Genomic DNA, 21,478 nt, shown 5'->3' on the forward strand with positions numbered 1-21,478 from the left:
AAGCAAAAGCCTGAATACCTGGCCCGGCCACGCACAACCGTGCATTGGACAACCCGGCACCTGACTGCTTGTATCTACCCATTGCAAGTGGCGCGAGGTCGTACACCTTCGTCCAGGGAATCGTACGAGGAACAACACGATGGCCAACACCGTCATGATGGTATTCGGTACCCGCCCAGAAGCGATCAAGATGGCCCCACTGGCCAGGGTCCTGCGTGAGTGGCCCGATATCGACCTGCACATCTGTTCCACCGGCCAGCACCGCGAGATGCTTGAACAAGTGCTGACCGCCTTTGGCCTGAGCGTCGATCAGGACCTGAAGGTAATGACCCAGAATCAGACCCTGAACGGCCTTGCCCGTGACCTGCTGGACTCGATCGACAAGGCCTATGAACGGGTCAGGCCAGAGATCGTGCTGGTCCACGGCGACACCACCACCAGAGTCATCGCCGGCCTTGCCGCCTTCCACCGGCACATCCCCATCGGCCACGTCGAGGCCGGGCTGCGCACCGGCAACCTGCAGCAACCCTGGCCTGAGGAAGCCAACCGGCGCCTGACCGGGGTGATCGCCGACCTGCACTTTGCCCCCACCACCAAGGCCCGCGACAACCTGCTGCGCGAAGGCGTGCCGCTGGAACAGATCGAGGTCACCGGCAACACCGTCATCGACGCCCTGCTGTGGATGCGCGAATACCTGATGGAAACCGCGTGGCAGCCCGCCGCCGACTCCCCCCTGCACAAACTGCACGACGATCAGCGCATGGTGCTGATCACCGGCCATCGTCGGGAAAACTTCGGCGCCGGTTTCGAACGTATCTGCCTGGCCCTGGCCGAACTGGCACTGCGCTACCCCGATGTGCAGTTCGTCTACCCCGTTCACCTCAACCCGCAAGTGCAGAAAGCGGTCTACGGCCTGCTCTCGGGGCGTGACAACATCCACCTCGTAGCCCCGCAGGACTATCAGCACTTCGTATGGCTGATGAACCGCGCCCACATCATCCTCACCGACTCCGGTGGCATCCAGGAAGAAGCCCCGGCACTGGGCAAGCCGGTGCTGGTGCTGCGCAAGGTCACCGAACGGCCGTCGGTGCTCGAAGGCGGCACGGTGAAGCTGGTCGGCACGCAGACCGAGCGCATCGTCAAGGAAACCAGCCAATTGCTGGACGATGGCCAGGCCTACGCGCGCATGGCCCGCGTATTCACCCCCTTTGGTGACGGCCACGCCAGCGAAATCATCGCCGAGCGCCTGAGCCGCTGGTTCGAGGAAAGCGTAACCAAACGGGATGACGCATGAGCCTGGCTTTCATCGATTTCGTTACTTACGTACTGTTTGGCCTCAAGATCCTGGCGATCATCCTCGCCGCACTGATGTTCCTGCTCGGCCTGGACGACCTGTTCATCGACCTGTGCTACTGGTGCCGCAAGCTGTTCCGTCATTTGCGCATCTATGACAAGTACGCCAGGGCCGACGAGAAGCGCCTGTTCGAGGTGCCGGAAAAACCCCTGGCGATCATGGTCCCGGCCTGGAACGAAGTGGGCGTGGTGGGTGAAATGGCGCGCCTGGCGGCCTCGACCATCGACTACGAAAACTACCAGATCTTTGTCGGCACCTACCCCAACGACCCGCAAACCCAGGCCGACGTCGATGCCGTGTGCCTGCACTACCCCAACGTGCACAAGGTGGTCTGCGCCCGCCCCGGCCCCACCAGCAAGGCTGACTGCCTGAACAACATCATCGATGCCATCCTGCGCTTCCAGGACGACGCACGTATCGAGTTCGCAGGCTTCATCCTGCATGACGCCGAGGACGTTATCTCGCCCATGGAGCTGAGGCTGTTCAACTACCTGCTGCCCGCCAAGGACATGATCCAGATCCCGGTGTACCCCTATGCGCCGGAGTGGAAAGGCTTCACCGCCGGGCACTACGTGGACGAGTTCGCCGAGAACCACGGCAAGGACGTCATCGTCCGCGAAGCGCTGACCGGCCAAGTGCCCAGTGCCGGTGTCGGCACCTGTTTCAGCCGCCGCGCCATCAGCGCCCTGCTCGAAGACGGTGACGGCATCGCCTTCGACGTGCAGAGCCTGACCGAGGATTACGACATCGGCTTTCGCCTGAAGCAAAAGGGCATGAAGTGCATTTTTGCCCGCTACTCGGTCACCGACCCTGCACTGGCCCTCAAGCACGAGTGGCGCCCCGGCATGAGCCGCGAGTTCGCCCAGGTGATCTGCGTGCGCGAGCACTTCCCGCGTGACTGGCAGCATGCCATCAGGCAAAAGTCCCGGTGGATCGTCGGCATCGTGTTCCAGGGCACCAGCAACCTGGGCTGGAGCCGAACAGGTGCGCTCAACTACTTCCTCTGGCGGGACCGCCGGGGCCTGTTCGCCTACCTGCTGGGTTTTTTGGTCAACCTGTTGCTGCTGGTGCTGCTGGCCATGTGGCTGGTTACGGTGATTGCGCCGCAGTCCTGGCGCTTCATGTCGATCCTCAGCGACAGCCAGCTGCTGACCACACTGCTCTGGCTAAACGGCCTGATGCTGATCAACCGCCTGTTCCAGCGCGGCTGGTTCGTCACCCGCTATTACGGCATCGGCGAGGGGCTGCTGTCGGCCCCCCGGATGATGTGGAGCAACTTCGTCAACTTCTTTGCCAACCTGCGCGCCCTGCGCCAAGTGATGGAGATGGGCGATTCACGCCGGGTGGCCTGGGACAAGACCACCCACGAGTTCCCCGCCATCGCCTCACCGGCCCGCACTCCGCTGGGCCACCGCCTTGTCGCCAAAGGCTACATCAGCGAAGCGCAGCTCGAGCAGGCCATCACCAGCCCGGTGCGGCGGCGCCTGGGCCGCGAGCTGCTGCTGCGTGGCTGGCTGACCAGCGAACAGCTGGTGCAGACCCTGGCCGAGCAACTCGACCTGCCATGGGCACCGCTCAACCCGTTCAAACTCGACCCGCAACTGATCGCCCTGCTGCCGCGCCGGCTGGCTACGCACTACGGCGTGCTGCCGGTGGCCGAAGACGGCAATACGCTGGTGCTGGCCAGCGAGAGCCCGGTCAGCCAGGTCTCGCTGGGGGTGATCAGCCGCCAGCTCAAACGCCCGGTCAGCTGCCGCCTGGCCCCCCAAGGCCGGGTAACCCTGGGCCTGCGCTACCACTACCCCAGCCCCTGGCAGACAGACCAGACCCGGCAGATGCTCGACGTGCTCGAACGGCACCAGGACAACGCCGAACTGATCGAGCAGGTGAGTATCCACCAGGTCATGCTCGGTGCGTTGCTGCAGGTGCGCGGCATGGTACCGGTGACCCTGTTCAACCAGGCCCTGATCGATTTTGATCCCGAGCGGCAGAGCCTTGGCGAACACCTGATCGCGCGCGGCATCATCACCGAGCTCGTGTTGCAACAGGCGCTCGAAGAACAGGCCAGCGAACAGCAGGCCGCCTTTGACCTGATCAGGGAGGTGGCATGAAGCCGCGCGTTACCCTCACACTCACCGGCCTGTTGTTGTGCACCACCGCCCTGCCTGCCCTGGCCGCGCCCATGACCGATTTCCAGCGGTTCACCAGCTACCCGTTCATGGAGCGCGGTTACCGCGAAGCAAAAAAGGACAATTGGGCCGAAGTCGAGCGCCTGACCCGCCATGTACTCGGGCGGGTGCCGAACAACGACGAAGCGCGCGCGCTGCTGGTCGAGGCCCTGGCCCACCAGCGCCGCTACAAGGAAGCAGAAGCACTGGCCGAGCAGCTTGGCAGCGGCACGGAGCATGCCGACGCCCTGCTTGAACTGCGCCTGATCTGGATCGAGCAGGACCCACCCGCGGCCAGCCAGGTGGAGGGCTGGTTGGCCACAGCTGACGGCGCACACCGGTTACGCCTGTGGCAGGCCTACAGCCTGAGCCTGGCCAAATTCGGCGGCGCCGGCAGGGCCCTGGACTGGCTGAACCAATTGCCACCACGCGGCGATGGCCAGGTGCTGCGCCTGGCCAGGGCCAATTTCGCCGAGCAACTGCGCAACTGGAACGCCACCATCGATCAGCTGCAGCCTCTGGCCGACAAGGGGCAATTGCCGGTGGATGCCTGGCAGCGCCTGGCCAACGCCTACGTCCAGCAGGTCGATGAAAAAGGCCTGACCCGATTGCTGCAAAGCGCGCCTTCCCCCGAGATGGCCACCCAGACCCGGCTGGCCATGGCCAACCGCGCCATCGCAATGGGCTACAGCAAGCAGGCCCAGCGCTGGCTGCAAATGCTGCCCACCGAGCAGTTGCAACAGCCCGAACAGCGCCAGCAGCTCTGGGAGCTGGCCCGCGAAGGCAACGATGCGCCGCTGCTCAGGCGCCTGAGCAACGAGCTGCAGCGGCCCTGCCTGGAAACGGTCGACTGGCTTTCACGGCACGACCCGAACATTGCCCGAGAACAGTTAAAGGACTGCTCTGCAGGCGCCGAGCCACGCGCCTACGCAATACTCAAGCAGCGCCTTTACGGCGACCCGGCAGCGCCGCCACAACCGCGCACCGCCGCCGAGTGGGAGCAACGTTACCGGCGCACGGGCGAGCTGGCCGCGCTTGAGCAAGCGACCTTCCTGCTGGTGCGCCAAGGCCACGACGAGCGCGCCCGAGCCTTGTTGGAACAGGCCTACGACCGGCGCCAGGGACGGCTGACACCCTCACTGCTGCAGCGCCTGGGCAATCTTTATGCTCGCCAGGACGGCCAGCTGGACAGCCGCAGAATGCTCAGCCTGATCCCCCAGGTGGATGCCAATAGCCGTGCCCAACTGCTCGGCCGCTTGGCCGAGGCCGGGCAATGCGACACCGTGCGCCAGGCCGTACCGGCAAGCCCCAGCGAAGCCGGGCAATACCGTGCACTGGGGCGCTGCGCCATGCCTGAACAGCCGGGTGAAGCGGTGGTCTATTACCAGGCCGCCGAGCGCCTGGGCGACAGTGGCAACCGCCTGCCACTGGCCTATGCCCTGGAGGCTGCCGGCGACTCCACAGCAGCCCTGTCAATCTGGCGCAGCCTGCCGGACAGCGCCTGGAACGACAACGCCCGCCTGACCGCCGCCGCCGGCGCGCTGAACGCGGGCGACCCGCAAGCCGCCCGCCGCTACTGGGACGCCGCTGCGCACACCCGCGCTGATGACTGGGCACTGGGCGCCGCCATCGCCCAGCGCCAGGGTGACCTGCAGGCCGCCCTTGGCTTTCAGCGCCAGGCACTGGCACACAACCCGCGCGCCGACCACTACTACGCAGCCGCCAACACCGCACAACAGGCCGGCGACAGCGCCCAGAGCACTGCCTGGCTGGCCGAAGCGGTGCGCCTGGCCCCCGACCAGCCACGCTATCGCGCCGACTACGGCATGCGCCTGGCCAGCTCGCCAGACAAGACCGACCGCCGCCAGGCGATCCCGTATCTGCAGCGCGCCACCCGCGATTTCCCCGAGGACTACCGCCTCGGCGAAACCCTGGCCGTGCGCTACGACGAAACCGAAAACAGTGCCTCGGCGCGCCGCGAGCTGCGCCGGGTGATCGATGTGGAGCAGGACCTTGTCGACGGCGATGATGAATACGGCAGCCTCGATGCCCGTAAATACCGCCAGCGGCGCGCCCACGAAACCTTGGCGCGGCGTGACACCGTGACACTGGCCAGCACCTGGTCGCCAGCCGGCATCTCGACCAACGACAGGTTCCTCGACGACGGCGTGCGCAGCGGCAGCTCGCGCCGGGCACAGTCGCAGAACGTGCAACTGGCCATGTGGGACCATGCCTTGGGCGAAGAGCCCAGCCGCAATGGCAGCACGCTGTCGGTGTACGGCCGCGTGCTGTTCGGCGGGCAAAGCCGTAGCGACTACGCGCAAAGCATGGGCACCGGTGTCGGCCTGCGTTACAAACCGATAGGCCAGGCCAACCTCAACCTGTACGCCGAGCTCTACCACCAACGGCAGATCGACACCGAGCACTACAGCGGCCTGAGCCTGGGTGAGCTGCTCAGCCCGGCCAAGGTCGGTGGAAACTGGGGTGACCTGCGCCACAACGCCGAGTCGAGCAACGACCTGCTGCTGCGCGCCACTGCCTCGTTTCTCGACCAAGGCGACTGGCGCAACGACTGGCGGGTAGACGAGGACGACTGGAACGAGCGCTTCCTCTACCTCGACGCGGCCTGGTGGACCCGTGCCGGCGACCATGCCTGGCTGTCCCGTTACCAGCAGGGCCATGCCTGGAAATTGCCCGGCACTTCGCCGCAAACCCTGATGCCCTATGGCTTCCTCGAGTTTTCCAGCCAGGACCCCAGCAACGACTGGCGCCAGGATGCCCGCGCCGGCGTGGGCGTGCGCTGGCAATGGTGGTTCGACGATGACCGCTACAACGCCTACCGCGGCTCGCTGAAAGTACGCGCCGAGTATCAGCAGTCGTTGGGTGGCAACCTTTACCAGCGCGCCAATGGTGTGCTGGTCGGCGCGGAGATGAACTTCTGATGCGTACCTTTCTGGCCATCTGCCTGTTTGCGTTGAGCCTGCCGGCCGTGGCCGACCAGCACCTGTTCTATCAACCGCTGAACCGCGACGCCAGCGTCAGCCCCGCCCAATGGCAGCAACTGTGGCGTGCCACCGTGGCCCAGGGCGGCAAGACCGTGATCGTGCAGTGGAGCGCCTATGGCGACAGCGATTTCGGGGGTGCCCAAGGCTGGCTGGCCAACAGCTTGCGCGAGGCGCATGCCCAAGGCCTGCAGCTGGTGCTCGGGCTGTACATGGACCCGGCCTATTATCAGCGCATCGAAGCACTCGACGGTGATGGGCTGAGCAGCTACTGGAAAGCCCAGCTGGGCAGGTCCCTGAGCCAGTACCGGCAGGTGCGCCAGCACTGGCAAATAGAGGTGGCTGGCTGGTACCTGCCGATGGAGCTGGACGACCTGCACTTTCGCGACACGGCCCGTCGTCAGGCGCTGTACAGCCAGTTGCAGGCGTTCAGCCGGCAGTTGGACAAACCGCTACACATCAGTGCCTTCAGTGCCGGCAAGCTGGCGCCGCGGGTCAACGGCGCCTGGCTGGACCAGCTCGCAGGCCTGGGCGTGAGCGTCTGGTGGCAGGACGGCGCTGGCACCGGGCGGCTGCCGGCGCTGGTGCGCCAAAGCTATGAACAGGCCTTGCCTTGCCGCGTGGGCGTGGTGCGTGAAGCATTTCGCCAGGTGAGTGGGCCGGGGCAGGCTTTCAAGGCGCAGGCTGCGCAACCGAAGCTGACCGGCGGATGCCATGCCGAGGCGGTGTTTGCCCTGCGCTACCGGCCCTGGGCGCGGGGTGTTCTGACGCAGAATTGATACTGTCTGCACCGGCCTCATCGCCGGCGAAGCCGGTGCCATGGACTAACCTGCTGGCAAGCGAATCATGAACTGTGCACCACCCAGGGCTGACTGCGCCACCGTCAGCGAGCCACCCTGCCCCTCGATGGCTCGCCGGCTGATCGCCAACCCCAGGCCGAACCCGCCGGTATTGCGATCACGGCTGCGGTCCAAGCGGTAGAACGGCTGGAAGATGCGCTCACGCTCTTCGACCGGAATGCCGATACCGTCATCCTCTACCGTCAACAGGCAAGCACCGCTCTCTTCCAGACGCAAACGCAGCAGCAGGCTCTGATCGCAATAGCGCATGCCATTGCGCACCAGGTTCTGCACCGCGCGGGCCGTCAGGCGCGGGTCAAGCACGAAGCGCGGCAGAGAACCTTCGGCGCGTACCTCCCACTCAATGCCACGGCTGTCGAGCTCTTCGGCAAAGCCGCCGAGCACACTGTCGACCAGCTCAAGCAACGACACCTCGACCCGCTCACGGGCTTGGTCGGCGTTGTACAGCCGGCTGTAGGACAGCAGTTCGAGCACCAGTTCGTCCAGCTCGCGCACGTGCCCGACCAGTTCCAGCAGGCGCTTGCGGCTGGTGGGCGGCACTTCGTCGAACAACAGCACCAGGCCGAAGTCCAGGCGAGTGAGCGGCGTGCGCAACTCATGGGACACGGCGTTGAGCAGCTCACGCTGCTGATTGACGTGGCGCTCCAGGTCGCCGGCCATGGTGTCGAATACACCGGCCAGTTCACCGATGTTCGAATGCGGGGAAATGTGCGTACGCTCGGCCATCTGCCCCTGGCCCAGACGCCTGGCCGTTTCCTTGAGCCGCTCAAGGTCGCGCCAGTGCGGCCACACCCACAACAGCAGGCAGCCAAGCATGGCGGCGCCGATCAGCACAGTCACGCCCCAGGACAGCACGTTGATGTCCAGCGGGTCCGGTGGCGAGTGCAGGCTCACCAGCCAGCCCTCTTCCAGCGGCGCCAGCACCGTTTCGTAATAGCCCCACTCGCCGATGCGCACTGCGTACAGGCCATGCGCCAGACGCGCCTGCTCCGGCGCGCTCAAGCTGGCCTGATCGGTACGCAACAGGGTCACCTGCAGCGGCGCGAACGCCTCGGCCAGCTCCTGTTCCACCGCAGGCCATTGCTCGCGCGGGGCCTGGCGGAACTGGCGCACGATCAGTGACTGCACGCCTTTGGCCTGGTCCAGGTTGTAGGCCACGAAGCGGTCATGGAACAGGCCGACGATGGCGTCAGGAATCAACAGCAGCGCACCGGCGTAGGCGACGATGATCACCAGGTAAAGGCGCACCAGAATCTTCAGCATATCGCTTCAGCACTCCCATTCGACGCGGCTGAACAGGTAACCCTTGCCCCACACGGTCTTGATCTTGCGCGCTTCGCCGGCACTGTCATCGAATTTGCGCCGCAGCTTGGAAATAGCCACATCCACCGAGCGGTCGGTGCCGTTGAACTCGATACCGCGCAGTTGCTGAAGGATGCGGTCACGGCTCAGCACTTCCCCGGCGTTGCGCGCCAGCACCACCAGCAGGTTGTATTCACCGCTGGACAGTTCCACCTCTTCGCCGCGCCAACAGACCAGGCGCTCGGCCAGGTCGATGCGCAAGCCACCGATCAGGATCTGCTCACTGTCCAGCCGCGGCTCATGGACGCTGCTGCGGCGCAGCAAGGTTCGCACCCGCGCCAGCAGCACCCGCGGCTCACACGGCTTGGTGACGTAGTCGTCGGCGCCCATCTCCAGTCCCAGTACCTGGTCGTGGCTGTCGTCGCGGGCCGTCAGCATCAGGATCGGCAGGCTTTGGGATTCCTGGCGCAGCAGGCGGCACACCTGCAGGCCGTCGATACCCGGTAGCATCAGGTCAAGGATGACCAGGTCGGGTTTGTCTTGCCGGAACGCGTCCAGCACATGGTCGCCCCGGGCGATCACCCGCACATGGAAGTCGTTGCGTTGCAGATAGCTGGCAATCAATTCAGACAGGGCGCTGTCGTCTTCTACCAGAAGAATGTTTGGCATAGGGCTTGGTACGAGCTGAGGGAGGCCAATACAGGCATGTAGCGGCAAGAATATAGAATCCCCACCTGTGCAGGATTTTTCTTCACACTTTTTCACACACGTCCTACAGGTATTAACAGGCACCCGTGCCCTGCCTGCCTTAGCATACGGCCGGTCATCATCGGAAGATCCGTATGCCTATCATCCTTATCCATCGCCTGCGCCCCGTGGCGCTCGTGGCGCTTCTGGCACTGTCCGTAGCCGGCTGCAACGACACCGAAGAGCAGGACGCCAAGCCCCCCGTACCCCAGGTCCGGGTAGAAACCCTGCAGCTCCAGCCCCTGGCCATCAGCACGGAACTCAGCGGGCGCCTTCTCGCCCCGCGTACCGCAGAGGTGCGCGCGCGGGTGGCGGGCGTGGTGCTCAAGCGGGTCTACCGCGAAGGCAGCGACGTCAAGCAAGGCGACGTGCTGTTCCTGATCGACCCGGCACCGTTCAAGGCCGACCACGATAGCGCCCGCGCCACACTGGCCAAGGCCCAGGCCAACCTGTACCAGGCCCGCTTGCAGGAGCAGCGCTACCGCGAACTGGTCGACGACAAGGCCGTCAGCCGCCAGGAGTACGACAATGCCCGCGCGGCGTTCCTTCAGGCCGACGCCGAAGTGGCCGCTGCCAAGGCAGCGCTTGAACGGGCGCGCCTGAACCTGGGCTACGCCACGGTTACCGCACCGATCTCCGGGCGCATCGGCCGCGCCCTGGTCACCGAAGGCGCGCTGGTGGGGCAGAACGAGACCACGCCACTGGCGACCATCCAGCAGCTGGACCCGATCCACGCCGACGTCACCCAGTCGACCCGCGAGCTCAACACCCTGCGCCGTGCGCTGCGTGCTGGCGAGTTGCAGCAGGCAGGCAATGGGGAGGCAAGCGCCACGTTGATCCAGGATGACGGCAGTGCCTACCCGTTGCCCGGCAAACTGCTGTTCTCGGACATCAGCGTGGACCCAAGCACCAACCAGATCACCCTGCGCAGCGAGTTCCCCAACCCTGACCTGGACCTGCTGCCCGGCAGCTACGTGCGCGTGCGCCTGGAGCAGGCCGTACAGCCCAAAGGCATCAGCGTGCCGCAGCGCGCCATCCTGCGTGACAGCGCCGGGGTGCCGAAAGTGCTGGTGGTCGACGCGCAGGCACGCATCAGCGAGCGCCAGGTGGTACTGGGCAACGCCCAAAGCGACCGCTGGATCGTCAGTGAAGGCCTGGCCGCCGGCGAGCGTGTGGTCATCGAGGGCCTGCAACACGTCAAGGCCGGTGACCAGGTCCAGGTCGACACTGCCCAGGGCAGCCAACCCATCGCCCAGCACAACGGCCAGTGAGGGCCTGACCCATGCCGCAATTCTTCATCGACCGCCCGGTATTCGCCTGGGTGGTCGCGCTGTTCATCCTGCTGGCCGGCGCCCTGGCCATCCCGCAACTGCCGGTGGCCCAGTACCCCAACGTAGCCCCGCCGCAGGTGGAAATCTATGCCGTGTACCCGGGGGCGTCCGCAGCCACCATGGACGAGAGCGTGGTCAGCCTGATCGAGCAGGAGCTCAACGGCGCCGACAACCTGCTGTACTTCGAGTCGCAGAGCAGCCTGGGCAGCGCCACCATTACCGCCACCTTCGAGCCGGGGACCCACCCGGACCTGGCCCAGGTCGACGTGCAGAACCGCCTCAAGGTGGTCGAGTCGCGCTTGCCGCGCCCGGTGACCCAGCAGGGCCTGCAAGTGGAAAAAGTGTCCACCGGTTTTCTGCTGCTCGGCACCCTGACCTCTGAAGACGGCAGCCTCGATGAAACCGCCCTGTCGGACATCCTTGCCCGCAACGTGATGAACGAAATCCGCCGCCTCAAGGGCGTCGGCAAAGCCCAGCTGTACGGTTCCGAGCGTGCCATGCGGATCTGGATCGACCCGGGCAAGCTGATCGGTTTCAGCCTCACGCCCAACGATGTGGCCAACGCCATCGCCGCACAGAACGCCCAGGTGGCGCCCGGCAGCATTGGCGACCTGCCTGCCCGCAGCACCCAGGAAATCACCGCCAATGTGGTGGTCAAGGGCCAGCTGAGCACCCCGGAAGAATTTGCCGCCATTGTGCTGCGGGCCAACCCCGACGGCTCGACGGTGACCATCGGCGATGTGGCGCGGGTCGAGATCGGCGCCCAGGAATACCAGTACGGCACACGCCTGAACGGCAAGCCGGCCAGCGCCTTCAGCGTGCAGCTGGCGCCGGGCGCCAACGCCATGGAAACCGCCACCCTGGTACGGGCGAAGATGCAGGAGCTGTCGGTTTATTTCCCGGAGGGAGTCAAGTACGACATCCCCTATGACACATCACCGTTCGTCAAGGTCTCCATCCAGCAGGTCATCAGCACCCTGTTCGAAGCCATGCTGCTGGTGTTCGCCGTGATGTTCCTGTTCCTGCAGAACCTGCGCTATACGCTGATCCCGACCCTGGTGGTGCCGGTGGCGCTGATGGGTACCTTCGCCGTGATGCTGGCGCTGGGCTTCTCGGTCAACGTGCTGACACTGTTCGGCATGGTCCTGGCCATCGGCATCCTGGTCGACGATGCCATCGTGGTGGTGGAGAACGTCGAGCGGATCATGGCCGAGGAAGGCTTGCCGCCGAAGGAAGCAACGCGCAAGGCGATGGGCCAGATCAGCGGCGCCATCATCGGTATCACCCTGGTGCTGGTGGCGGTGTTCCTGCCCATGGCCTTCATGAAAGGCTCTGTCGGGGTGATCTACCAGCAGTTCTCGCTGTCTATGGCGGTTTCGATCCTGTTCTCGGCGTTTCTGGCCCTGAGCCTGACCCCTGCCCTGTGCGCCACCCTGCTCAAGCCGCTGGCCAAGGGCGAACACCACGAACGCAAGGGTTTCTTCGGCTGGTTCAACCGCAGTTTCGAACGCATGAGCAACGGCTATGAGCGCTGGGTGGTGCAGGCCCTCAAGCGCAGCGGCCGCTACCTGCTGGTGTATGGCGTGCTGCTGGCGGTGCTCGGCTACGGCTTCAGCCAGTTGCCCACGGCGTTCCTGCCCACTGAAGACCAGGGCTACACCATCACCGACATCCAGCTGCCACCAGGTGCCAGCCGCATGCGTACCGAGCAGGTAGCAGCACAGATCGAGGCGCACAATGCCCAGGAGCCCGGGGTGGGCAACACCACGGTGATCCTCGGTTTCAGCTTCTCCGGCAGCGGGCAGAATGCGGCGCTGACCTTCACCACCCTGAAGGACTGGTCCGAGCGTGGCGCCGACGACAGCGCCCAGTCGATTGCCGACCGCGCCAGCGCCGCATTTTCCCGGATCCGCGATGCGGTAGCGTTCTCTGTGCTGCCGCCGCCCATCGACGGGCTGGGGGAGTCCACCGGTTTCGAGTTCCGCCTGCAGGACCGCGGTGGCATGGGCCATGCCGCGCTGATGGCGGCGCGTGACGAACTGCTGGCCGGCGCCGGGAAAAGCAAGGTCTTGGTGAACGTGCGCGAAGCTTCGCTGGCCGAAAGCCCGCAGGTACAGCTGGAAATCGACCGCCGCCAAGCCAATGCATTGGGCATATCGTTCACCGACATTGGCGCGGTGCTGGACACCGCCGTGGGCTCCAACTACGTCAACGACTTCCCCAACCAGGGCCGCATGCAGCGGGTGGTGGTGCAGGCCGAAGGCGACCAGCGCAGCCAGGTCGAGGACCTGCTGAAGATCCACGTGCGCAACAGCAGCGGCAAGATGGTGCCATTAGGCGCCTTCGTACAGGCCAAATGGGTCAGTGGCCCGGTGCAACTGACCCGCTACAACGGCTACCCGGCCGTGTCGATTTCTGGTGAGCCGGCGGCCGGCTATAGCTCGGGCGAGGCCATGGCCGAAGTCGAGCGTCTGGTCGCGCAATTGCCGGCCGGGGCCGGCCTGGAATGGACCGGCCTGTCGCTGCAGGAACGCCTGTCCGGCAGCCAGGCACCGCTGTTGATGGCGCTGTCTCTGCTGGTAGTGTTCCTGTGCCTGGCGGCGCTGTACGAAAGCTGGTCGATCCCCACTGCAGTGCTGCTGGTGGTACCGCTCGGCGTGCTTGGCGCAGTGCTGGCAGTGACCCTGCGCGGCATGCCCAACGATGTGTTCTTCAAGGTCGGCCTGATCACCCTGATCGGCTTGTCGGCGAAGAACGCCATCCTCATCATCGAATTCGCCAAAAGCCTGGTGGACCAGGGCGTGGATGCCGTCGACGCCGCCGTGCAGGCCGCCCGCCTGCGCCTGCGGCCGATCGTGATGACCTCGCTGGCATTCATCCTCGGCGTGGTGCCACTGGCCATCGCCACCGGCGCCAGCTCGGCGAGCCAGCAGGCGATCGGCACCGGGGTGATCGGCGGGATGCTCAGCGCTACATTGGCGGTGGTGTTCGTGCCGGTATTTTTTGTGGTGGTGATGCGTTTGGCGCAGCGCCGTCACAAGCGGGACGCGGTCGACGCTAAACATGTAGTCGTGTGATAAAACCCCGCGAGGTCTGGCCTGCAGGACTGGCAACAATGTCAGGCCAGACCTAGTACTATCCGCGGCTCGCAGACCCGTCGGTGTTAAACGGCACGCTGCAATGAAGCACCCCATGCGCTTGAAAGTCGCTATGTTAATATTGCTTGCATCGCTTGCATCGGTGGAGGACCTGAAATGAAACAAGCTCACGATATCAGTATCAGAAGCCAAATCCAGGAACTCGCAAAGCAGCATGGCGTGACTGGCGACAAGGATCGCTTCAGCGACTTGGCTAGCACGGTTACCCGGCTCTCTGGCGATGTCGTTGCGCTCGATACCATCGAAAGAATGCTCGTCTCCCTCAAGAAGCAAGGCATTTTGACCAAACAGCAGATTCTGCAGCTGGAAGCCGGTTACCTGCGCGAACAATCGTGTTCTGGCAGCGGACGTAACCTCAGCGCATGATTTTCGACCCCTTTGATGACTATGAATCCGCAGGCTACCTGCGTAATGCTTTCAAGTTCAAAGACCCCGAACAAATCAAGAAAATGGAGCATCTGGCCTTCGAGGCTAGCCTCGAGGAGGCCATTGCCCTGCTCGCTGCGCCCACGCGCATTACCTATGAAACCCTGCTTGAACTGCATGCACTGCTGTTCTGCGACTTCTATCCGTGGGCCGGCAGGGACCGCGCCGAAGTTGCGCCCAGGCTCGCGGTATTCAAGGGAACCGATTCCGACCCACGCCACACAGCGTTTTGCCCTCCTGATCAGATCAGGCATTGGGCCTCCCACGCCTTGAGACTCGGTCAGGATAGCGAGCGGTTCAGACAGCAACCCGGGGAAGTGCTTGGCTTGCTCGCCGATGCCCACCCTTTTCTGGATGGTAATGGTCGGGCCATCCTGCTGGTGTTCATGGAGCTTTGCCACAGGGCCGGGTTCGCCATTGATTGGTCTCGAACGACCAAAGAGCAATACCTGGCCGCCTTGAGCGCTGAGATCAACCAACCGTCCAAAGGCCATCTCGACCATTGCTTGAAACCCTTCGTGATAGAGGTTTCAGACAGAAGCCAGTGGCCAGAAATCCTTGGCACAATCAAAGGACTTGATGGCCTGGACACGGAAAACATCAGGTACGAAAGCCTGGATGATCCCGAGGTGCAGAAGCTATACACAGCTTATCGAGCGGTACCGATGCCTCTCCTATCTATCCTGATCCTCGCCGGCGGTCGCGGCCAGCGCATGGGCGGTCGTGACAAAGGGCTGGTGCGATGGCGAGACGAACCGCTTGTGGCGCATGTACAGCAAGTGGTGCGGGCACTGAGTGACGATGTGGTGATCTCCTGCAATCGCAACCAGGACCTTTATCGGCCGTTTGCCGATCAACTGGTGTGCGACGCCGTGGCAGACTTCCCTGGGCCAATGGCCGGGGTGATCGCCGGGCTGGCAGCGGCGAGGCATGAATGGGTAGTGGTGCTGGCTTGTGATGCGCCACTGATTGAGCGAGGGTTGATCGAGGATTTGCTGCAGTTGGCAGTGGCCAATGACAGTGCGGCCATGGTGCGTCAGGGTGGGTATTGGCAGCCGATGTTCAGCGTGCTGCCGCGCAGGCTGCTGCCGCTGCTGGAGCAGGCCTGGGCGGCTGGGGAGCGGAGCTTGCAGAAGGCCCTGTTGCAGGCGCCGGTCCAGGCCCTGGAATGCCCCGAAGGTGACCCACGCTTGAGCAATTTCAACAGCCCAGATCTACTGCAGGACTAAGTCAGGCCGCTTGAGCCGGCGATGCGCAAGCGACCTGATTGCTCTCTACACTGCATACACGCCTCATTCAACCCAAATCTTCCAGGCCAAGCAGCCCCGTCGCCCCCAACCCTGGGGAACAGCACCCAACCCACCTCGCACCTCCAGGCGCCTCGCGCTGCACTAGACCCCTTGTGTTACTTGCGCTGCAGCCCACTCTCACGCACTTGGCACGACAGTTGCCGATGTCCTCCCAGACGCCCCAAGTCCATGGGCCCGTTTGCAGGAGGAATGACTCATGCACCGACCGATACCCACACCGCTGGCCGTGGCGATTTTCGCCAGCATGCTCCAGCTCCCGGCCCAGGCAGCGCTGTATGCCGTCGACACCGGTCCCTATGACCCCGCCAATGGCAACTTCGCCGCCTGGTACCAGGACACGCACGGGCGAACCCTTGACCTGTGCCTGACCAAAACCGTCAGCTCACGTGTTGCTGGCGCCCCGGGGGCACCGGCGTACATGTGTACGCTGCTGCCCACGCCTGGCGTATTCGACGACACACAACCCATCGTTTTCCCCAGCAACTTCCCTGACGAAGCCTTCTGGTTCACCGCCGACGCCGCCATCGTCGATGCCGCCCGCGGCATCGACCTGAGTTACGGCACGGCCATCGAAGCGGCGTTCGCCGCTGAGGAGCCCGTCGAAGGCGATCAGGTCAGCTTCGCCCGGGTCCGTATCCGCGTCGATGTGCCGACCGCCGGCACCTACATCGTCACGCACCCCTACGGCGTCGACGTGTTCGACGTGCCCGCCGCCGGTGATCGGGCGATCAACATGACCCGCGACATCGGCATCGCCGGCGCCGGTGACTTCAGCGGCGCGCTCAAAGGTGACGTGGGGCCGTTCCTGCGCAGCGTCAACGGCCCCTACACCGAGGGCAGCGAGCGCTTCATCGGCGACCCGAACCTGGAAGAGCCTGTCACCGGCAGCCCGTACAACACCAACTACGTGCGTATCGAGGGCCCCGGTGGCATCGACCTGCGCACCGAGCTGTTCTCGATCTCCGGCAAGCTCTCCGACGTTGCCCGGCCAACCCCGTTGATGCCACTGCGCAGTACCTATTCGCGGCACACCGAGGACGGCGACCTGCGTGCCCAGCAGGACGTCTTCGTGATGGCCCCGCCGCCTCCGGCCACCGTCACCCTGACCAGCCAGACGCCAAACCTGAGCCTGACCGAAGCCAACAGTACCGGCGCCTGGTATGCCCAGTCAGTCCTCAACCCGCTGTTGCCGGCCTCGTTGACATTGACCGCTGACAACAGTGTGGCGATCCCCACCAGCAGCCTGGCCACCGTCAACCTGCCGTTGACCGACCTGGTGACCATCACCCGTGCCGAATTCAGCCTGGCCAGCGGCCAGTTGACCCTGGTGGCAAGTACCAGTGACGAGACCAGCCCACCGGTCCTCACCGTCCACACCGGCAACGGCGCGCTGATCGGTGACCTGGCTGGCGGCGGTGCAGTGAAGACGTTGAGCACCTCCCTGTCACCCATCCCGCCGGCCAAGGTGCAGGTCACCAGTGCCAATGGCGGTAGCGACAGCGAAGACGTGGTGCTGGTGCCATGAACAGACAAAGGCTCCGCCTTCAAGGAGGCAGCATGAACACTTGGCAACGCCGTGCGCTGTTGGCCGCCGGTTTCTCCCTCACTGTGACCAGCGCGGCCTGGGCCGCACTGTCGGAGGTCGATCCGGGCCCCTACACCTTTGCCACCGGTGGATACCCGATGTGGTACAAGGACACCGACAACCTGTCCCTGGAGCTGTGCCAGTCGCGCGCTACCAGCACCCGGTTCCCTGGTGCGCCGGGCGCACCGGCTTACATGTGCACCCTGCTGCCTGAGCCGGGTGTCTATGACGACGCCTTACCGTTGGTGTTCCCAGACAACTGGCCGCCAGAGATGTTCTGGTTCCTGGCTGAAACCTCGATCCCGCAGGTGGGCAACAGTGGTTATGAACTGGAAGTCTACGTAGCAGGCATAGAAGCCGCTTTCGCCGCGGAAAACCCGGTAGACGGTGACCAGCAAAGCTTTGCCCGCATCCGTATCCGCGCCTCGGTACCGACGACCGGCACCTATGTCATCACCCACCCTTACGGTGTAGAAACGGTCAACGTGACCGCAGCCGGTCGGCGGGCGATCAACATCACCCGCGACATCGGCATCGGCGCCCCGGGCGACTTCAGCGGAGCGCTCAACGGCAACATCGGGCCGTGGCTGCGCGGGGTCGGCGGCCCCTATACCGAAGTCAACCCGGACACGGGAGCCAGCGAAACCTTCATCGGCGACCCGAACCTCACCGAAGCGGTGACCGGTAGCCCGTTCAATACCAACTTCGTGCGCATCGAAGGGCCAGCCGGGGCCATCCAGACCAATGTGTTCACGGTGTCGGGCAAGGTGCTTGACCAGCGTGCGCAAACGCCGGTAACCCTGGAGCGCGCCACCTACTCGCGCAACGGCGCCGGCACCCGGGTCGAAGTCTTCGCCAAGGCGCCGAACGATGCTGATGTATGCATGCGCAATGGCCTGGCCCTGGTCGGGACTCCACCCTCGCCCTGCCAGTTCAGCCTGCTTGCGGATAACAACGGGCTGTTCTTCACCCAGCAGTTGAGCCAGACCGCGCCGCCGCCGGTAGTGGTGGTCACCGGCAGCACGGCTACCGGCGGCACCCGCCCTACTTCACTGTCGAGCAAGCTGACAGATGTGGTGAAAGTGGACACTGCCCGCTACGACTGGACCAACAAGCGCCTGGTGATCGAAGCACGCTCCAGCGACGAGGTGGTAGTCCCCGACCTGGTTGCCCAAGGCTACGGCCGCCTGTCCAAATCCGGCACCCTGCAGAGCCTGACCGTCAACGACCTCAGCCAGCCGCCAGCCACTGTCACCATCAAGTCCGCCCATGGCGGCAGCGATGAGGAGCCGGTGATCGTGGTCGGCAACGCACCGATCGAAGCCGAAAACCAGGCGCCGCTGGCCCAGGCCGATTCCGGCAGTACCAGCGTCGGTGTACCGCTGACCCTCAACCTGTTGCAGAACGACAGCGATCCGGACGGTGACGTACCGCTGACCATCAGCGACCTGACCCAACCGGGTACCGGCCTTGGCGGTGTTGTGCTAAACGGCACCACGTCGGTCACCTACACCCCGCCCGCCGGCGCCACACAACCCCTGGTCGCCACCTTCAGCTATCAGGCGGTGGACGCCAAGGGCCTGAAGTCCACACCGGCCACCGTGACCGTGAACGTTGCGCCGAACCAGCCGCCAACCGTGGCTGCCCAGACCGTCGCGACACTGGGCGTACCCCTGAGCATCAACGTACTGGCAGGCGCCGCCGACCCGGAAGGCAACGCACCACTGGTGGTCGACAACGTCACGCAACCCGCTGCCGGCCGCGGTACGGTCAGCACCGACGGCAGCACGGTGACCTACACGCCACCGGCGACGGTCACCACAGCGTTCAGCACCACCTTCACCTTCCAGGTGCGTGACTCGCTCGGTTCGCTTTCCAACCCCGGCACCGTCACCGTCAACGTGTCGCCACGCCCGGCCGCAGAAACCTTTGCGGTCACCGCGGCAACGGTCACGGCGCGCTCCAATAACCGTTTCAACTGGGACATCAGCGGCACCTCGTCGGTCACCACCGGCAACACCGTTACCGTGCGCGTGACCACCACCACGGGTGAGCAGACCCTCGGCACCGTCACGGTACCGATAACCGGACGCTGGCGCCTGGCAGTGGGCAACAGCACCACGATGATCCCGACTGCCGCGCCTACGGCAACCGTAACCAGCAGCCAAGGCACCACACGCACCATCAACGTCGTTGTGCGCTAAGGCCAGGAGAACGTCATGAAACGCCTTCACCCACTGCTGCTGAGCCTGGCCCTGGCTGGCCAGGCTCAGGCCGACGACCTGATGGACAACGCCGACCTTGCCGCCGGCAGCGACCTCGGTGACCCGGTGATCATCCGCCTGTTACCGGCAGGTGCCGGCCAGGTGGCGGTGATCGAGCAACTGGGTTCGGGCAACCGCGCCGCCCTCGACCAGAACGGCCAGGCCCTGCTGGGCCGCATCGTCCAGGCCGGGGGCGCACAGGAAGCGTACATCCTGCAAGAAGGTAGTGACCTGATGGCCAGCATCAGCCAACAGGGAAATGGCAACAGCGCGTCGATCCGCCAGAGCGGCACCAGCAACAACGCCAGCATCGAGCAGATCGGCAACGACAACAGCGCCAGCATCGTGCAGGCCGGCTCGGGCCTGAACAGTTCCGTGACCCAGGCCGGCAATGGCCAGCATGTTCAGATCACTCAATACCGATAGACCTGGAGGCACCACCATGTTCAAGCTCGCTCCCCTAAGTGCCGCTATCCTCCTGGCCGTGGCCGGCCAGGTCATGGCGGACGACAGCACCTCGACCCAGTCGCAGACCGGCAACCAGAACATCGCCGAAGTCAGCCAGACCGTCGCGCCCTTCGCCGCCGCCACCCAGAACCAGACCGGCAAGGGCCACAACCACCTGGCGGTGCAGGACACCAGCACCAGCTACATCGACCAGACCGCCAGTGGCTCGTACAACGCCGGCTACGCCGAGCAGTTGGTCGAAAATGGCAGCCAGATCACCCAGCAAGCCGAAGGCACCTACAACGACGCCTTCGCCAGCCAGTCGTTGGGTGAAAACAACCAGGCGCTGCAGATGCAACAAGGCGCCGAGAACCGCTCGACCGTGTGGCAGGATACCCAGCTGGGCAGCCAGGCCACCACCCAGCAGAGCGGCCAGCGCAACGAAGCCTTCGTCGAACAGCTGTTCGGGGGCAGCAACAACAAGAGCCTGGTGAACCAGGACGGCCAGGACAACTATGCCGCTGCCGAACACCTGACGCACAACGACGGCAATATCGAGATCTACCAGCAAGGCAAGCAGAACTGGGCCTATGGCGACCAGCGCGACGGCACCGGCGGCCTCATAGGCATCGATCAGAACGGCACGGGCAACTCGGTGGAAGTCTGGCAGGACACTCAAGTCGGCAGCCAGGCCACCGTCAACCAGAATGGCCAGCTCAACGAAGGCTACATCGACCAGAGCCTGGGCCAGGACAACACTGCCAGCCTGTATCAACAAGGCAAGTCCAACGCCAGCTGGTCCGATCAGTTCGAGACCACCAACTCGACCACCAGCATCTCCCAGACCGGCACCAGCAACCTGCACTTCACCTACCAGACCGGCGACAACCAGAGCCTGACCGTGACCACTCAAGGTACCGGTAACAAGGTCATGGCCAGCAACTGGAAAGGCGAGAAACTTGGCGGGCAGTTCGGCAGCGACCAAACCGCCGTAATCAACCAGAGAGGCACGGAAAACAGCGTCAACCTGACCCAGAACGGTACCTTGCAACTGGCCACCCTGGGCCAGAAAGGCACCAACAACTCGATGGAAACCAAGCAGGCCGACAGCAACAACGAGCTGTACTTCGAGCAGAACGGCACCGACAACATCCTGATCGCTGACCAGCGCGGCATCGACAACTATGCCACCGGCGACACCACCGGCACCGGCAACACCATCACCCTGGACCAGTCCGGCTACGCCAACCAGAGCTTCACCACCCAGCTGTACGGCAGTGGCAACAGCGCCACCATCAAGCAGGCCGATACCGCCAACGTCGCCTACGTGACCCAGGGCGGCGCCGGCAACATGGCGTTCGTCGACCAGAGCGGGGCCAACCAGGCCGCCACCATCACCCAGATGGGCAACGGCAACACGGCCACCGCCACCCAGCGCTAAGCAGCTCCCCCTTGAACCGCAGCGCTTCTCTCCCTGGCGTTGCGGTTCCTTTTTTTGTGCTTCGCACGTTATCGGGGCGCGGA

Annotated in this window: 14 protein-coding genes and 1 pseudogene; 13 read left to right on the plus strand and 2 right to left on the minus strand. The window is 64.5% G+C overall.

Annotated elements, in window-relative coordinates; translation table 11 throughout:
- The first annotated feature begins 139 nt into the window (after nt 1-139).
- From wecB to ACEWE8_RS03940, 4 genes are read left to right on the plus strand one after another with little or no spacing between them, the layout of a single operon-like run.
- Nucleotides 140-1,294, plus strand: coding sequence for a non-hydrolyzing UDP-N-acetylglucosamine 2-epimerase (wecB, locus tag ACEWE8_RS03925; RefSeq protein WP_395589220.1), 1,155 nt, complete (start codon nt 140-142; stop codon nt 1,292-1,294).
- Nucleotides 1,291-3,465 (plus strand): cyclic di-3',5'-guanylate-activated glycosyltransferase NrfB, encoded by a 2,175-nt coding sequence (nrfB, locus tag ACEWE8_RS03930; RefSeq protein WP_046785976.1) that lies wholly within the window; start codon nt 1,291-1,293, stop codon nt 3,463-3,465. The genes wecB and nrfB overlap by 4 nt, the downstream gene beginning before the upstream one ends.
- A complete protein-coding gene (locus ACEWE8_RS03935; protein ID WP_046785975.1) occupies nt 3,462-6,464 on the plus strand; it encodes a phage receptor in 3,003 nt (1,000 codons plus the stop codon). Before nrfB ends, ACEWE8_RS03935 begins: the two co-directional genes overlap by 4 nt.
- Nucleotides 6,464-7,303, plus strand: coding sequence for a DUF4434 family protein (locus ACEWE8_RS03940; protein WP_046785974.1), 840 nt, complete (start codon nt 6,464-6,466; stop codon nt 7,301-7,303). The genes ACEWE8_RS03935 and ACEWE8_RS03940 overlap by 1 nt, the downstream gene beginning before the upstream one ends.
- 45 nt (nt 7,304-7,348) lie before the next feature.
- On the opposite strand, the gene ACEWE8_RS03945 is transcribed toward ACEWE8_RS03940, so the two are convergent.
- Together ACEWE8_RS03945 and ACEWE8_RS03950 are read right to left on the minus strand one after the other, a co-directional pair.
- On the minus strand, nt 7,349-8,647 hold the full coding sequence (locus ACEWE8_RS03945; RefSeq protein WP_046785973.1) for an ATP-binding protein: 1,299 nt from the start codon (nt 8,645-8,647) through the stop codon (nt 7,349-7,351).
- Between the two features lie 6 nt (nt 8,648-8,653).
- Nucleotides 8,654-9,355: a response regulator transcription factor gene (locus ACEWE8_RS03950; protein ID WP_039601547.1), complete on the minus strand. Its 702-nt coding sequence runs from the start codon at nt 9,353-9,355 to the stop codon at nt 8,654-8,656.
- A 173-nt stretch (nt 9,356-9,528) separates the two neighbouring features.
- Between ACEWE8_RS03950 and ACEWE8_RS03955 the strand changes: the two genes are divergently transcribed.
- From ACEWE8_RS03955 to ACEWE8_RS03995, 9 genes and pseudogenes are all read left to right on the plus strand, one after another.
- The gene (locus ACEWE8_RS03955) at nt 9,529-10,704 is read left to right on the plus strand and encodes an efflux RND transporter periplasmic adaptor subunit (RefSeq protein ID WP_046785972.1); all 1,176 of its coding nucleotides are present in this window, start codon (nt 9,529-9,531) and stop codon (nt 10,702-10,704) included.
- A gap of 11 nt (nt 10,705-10,715) precedes the next feature.
- A complete protein-coding gene (locus tag ACEWE8_RS03960; RefSeq protein WP_046785971.1) occupies nt 10,716-13,841 on the plus strand; it encodes an efflux RND transporter permease subunit in 3,126 nt (1,041 codons plus the stop codon).
- A gap of 177 nt (nt 13,842-14,018) precedes the next feature.
- Nucleotides 14,019-14,288 (plus strand): hypothetical protein, encoded by a 270-nt coding sequence (locus ACEWE8_RS03965; protein ID WP_046785970.1) that lies wholly within the window; start codon nt 14,019-14,021, stop codon nt 14,286-14,288.
- Nucleotides 14,289-14,371: 83 nt separating this feature from the next.
- Nucleotides 14,372-14,725: pseudogene (locus ACEWE8_RS03970) on the plus strand (Fic family protein); the annotation flags it as partial.
- Nucleotides 14,726-15,013: 288 nt separating this feature from the next.
- Complete coding sequence (mobA, locus tag ACEWE8_RS03975; protein ID WP_052750440.1) at nt 15,014-15,577, plus strand: molybdenum cofactor guanylyltransferase MobA; 564 nt, start codon at nt 15,014-15,016, stop codon at nt 15,575-15,577.
- Nucleotides 15,578-15,854: 277 nt separating this feature from the next.
- Nucleotides 15,855-17,183 carry a hypothetical protein gene (locus ACEWE8_RS03980; RefSeq protein WP_046785968.1) on the plus strand — a complete coding sequence of 443 codons (1,329 nt, stop codon included), beginning with the start codon at nt 15,855-15,857 and terminating at the stop codon, nt 17,181-17,183.
- 32 nt (nt 17,184-17,215) lie between these two features.
- A complete protein-coding gene (locus ACEWE8_RS03985) occupies nt 17,216-19,447 on the plus strand; it encodes an Ig-like domain-containing protein (protein WP_046785967.1) in 2,232 nt (743 codons plus the stop codon).
- A 15-nt stretch (nt 19,448-19,462) separates the two neighbouring features.
- Nucleotides 19,463-19,933 (plus strand): curlin, encoded by a 471-nt coding sequence (locus ACEWE8_RS03990; protein WP_046785966.1) that lies wholly within the window; start codon nt 19,463-19,465, stop codon nt 19,931-19,933.
- Between the two features lie 16 nt (nt 19,934-19,949).
- Complete coding sequence (locus ACEWE8_RS03995) at nt 19,950-21,395, plus strand: curlin (protein WP_046785965.1); 1,446 nt, start codon at nt 19,950-19,952, stop codon at nt 21,393-21,395.
- Nucleotides 21,396-21,478: the final 83 nt, after the last annotated feature.

Origin of the sequence: Pseudomonas sp. TR47 (genome assembly GCF_044143025.1) — a bacterium.
GTDB classification, from domain to species: Bacteria; Pseudomonadota; Gammaproteobacteria; order Pseudomonadales; family Pseudomonadaceae; genus Aquipseudomonas; species Aquipseudomonas putida_E.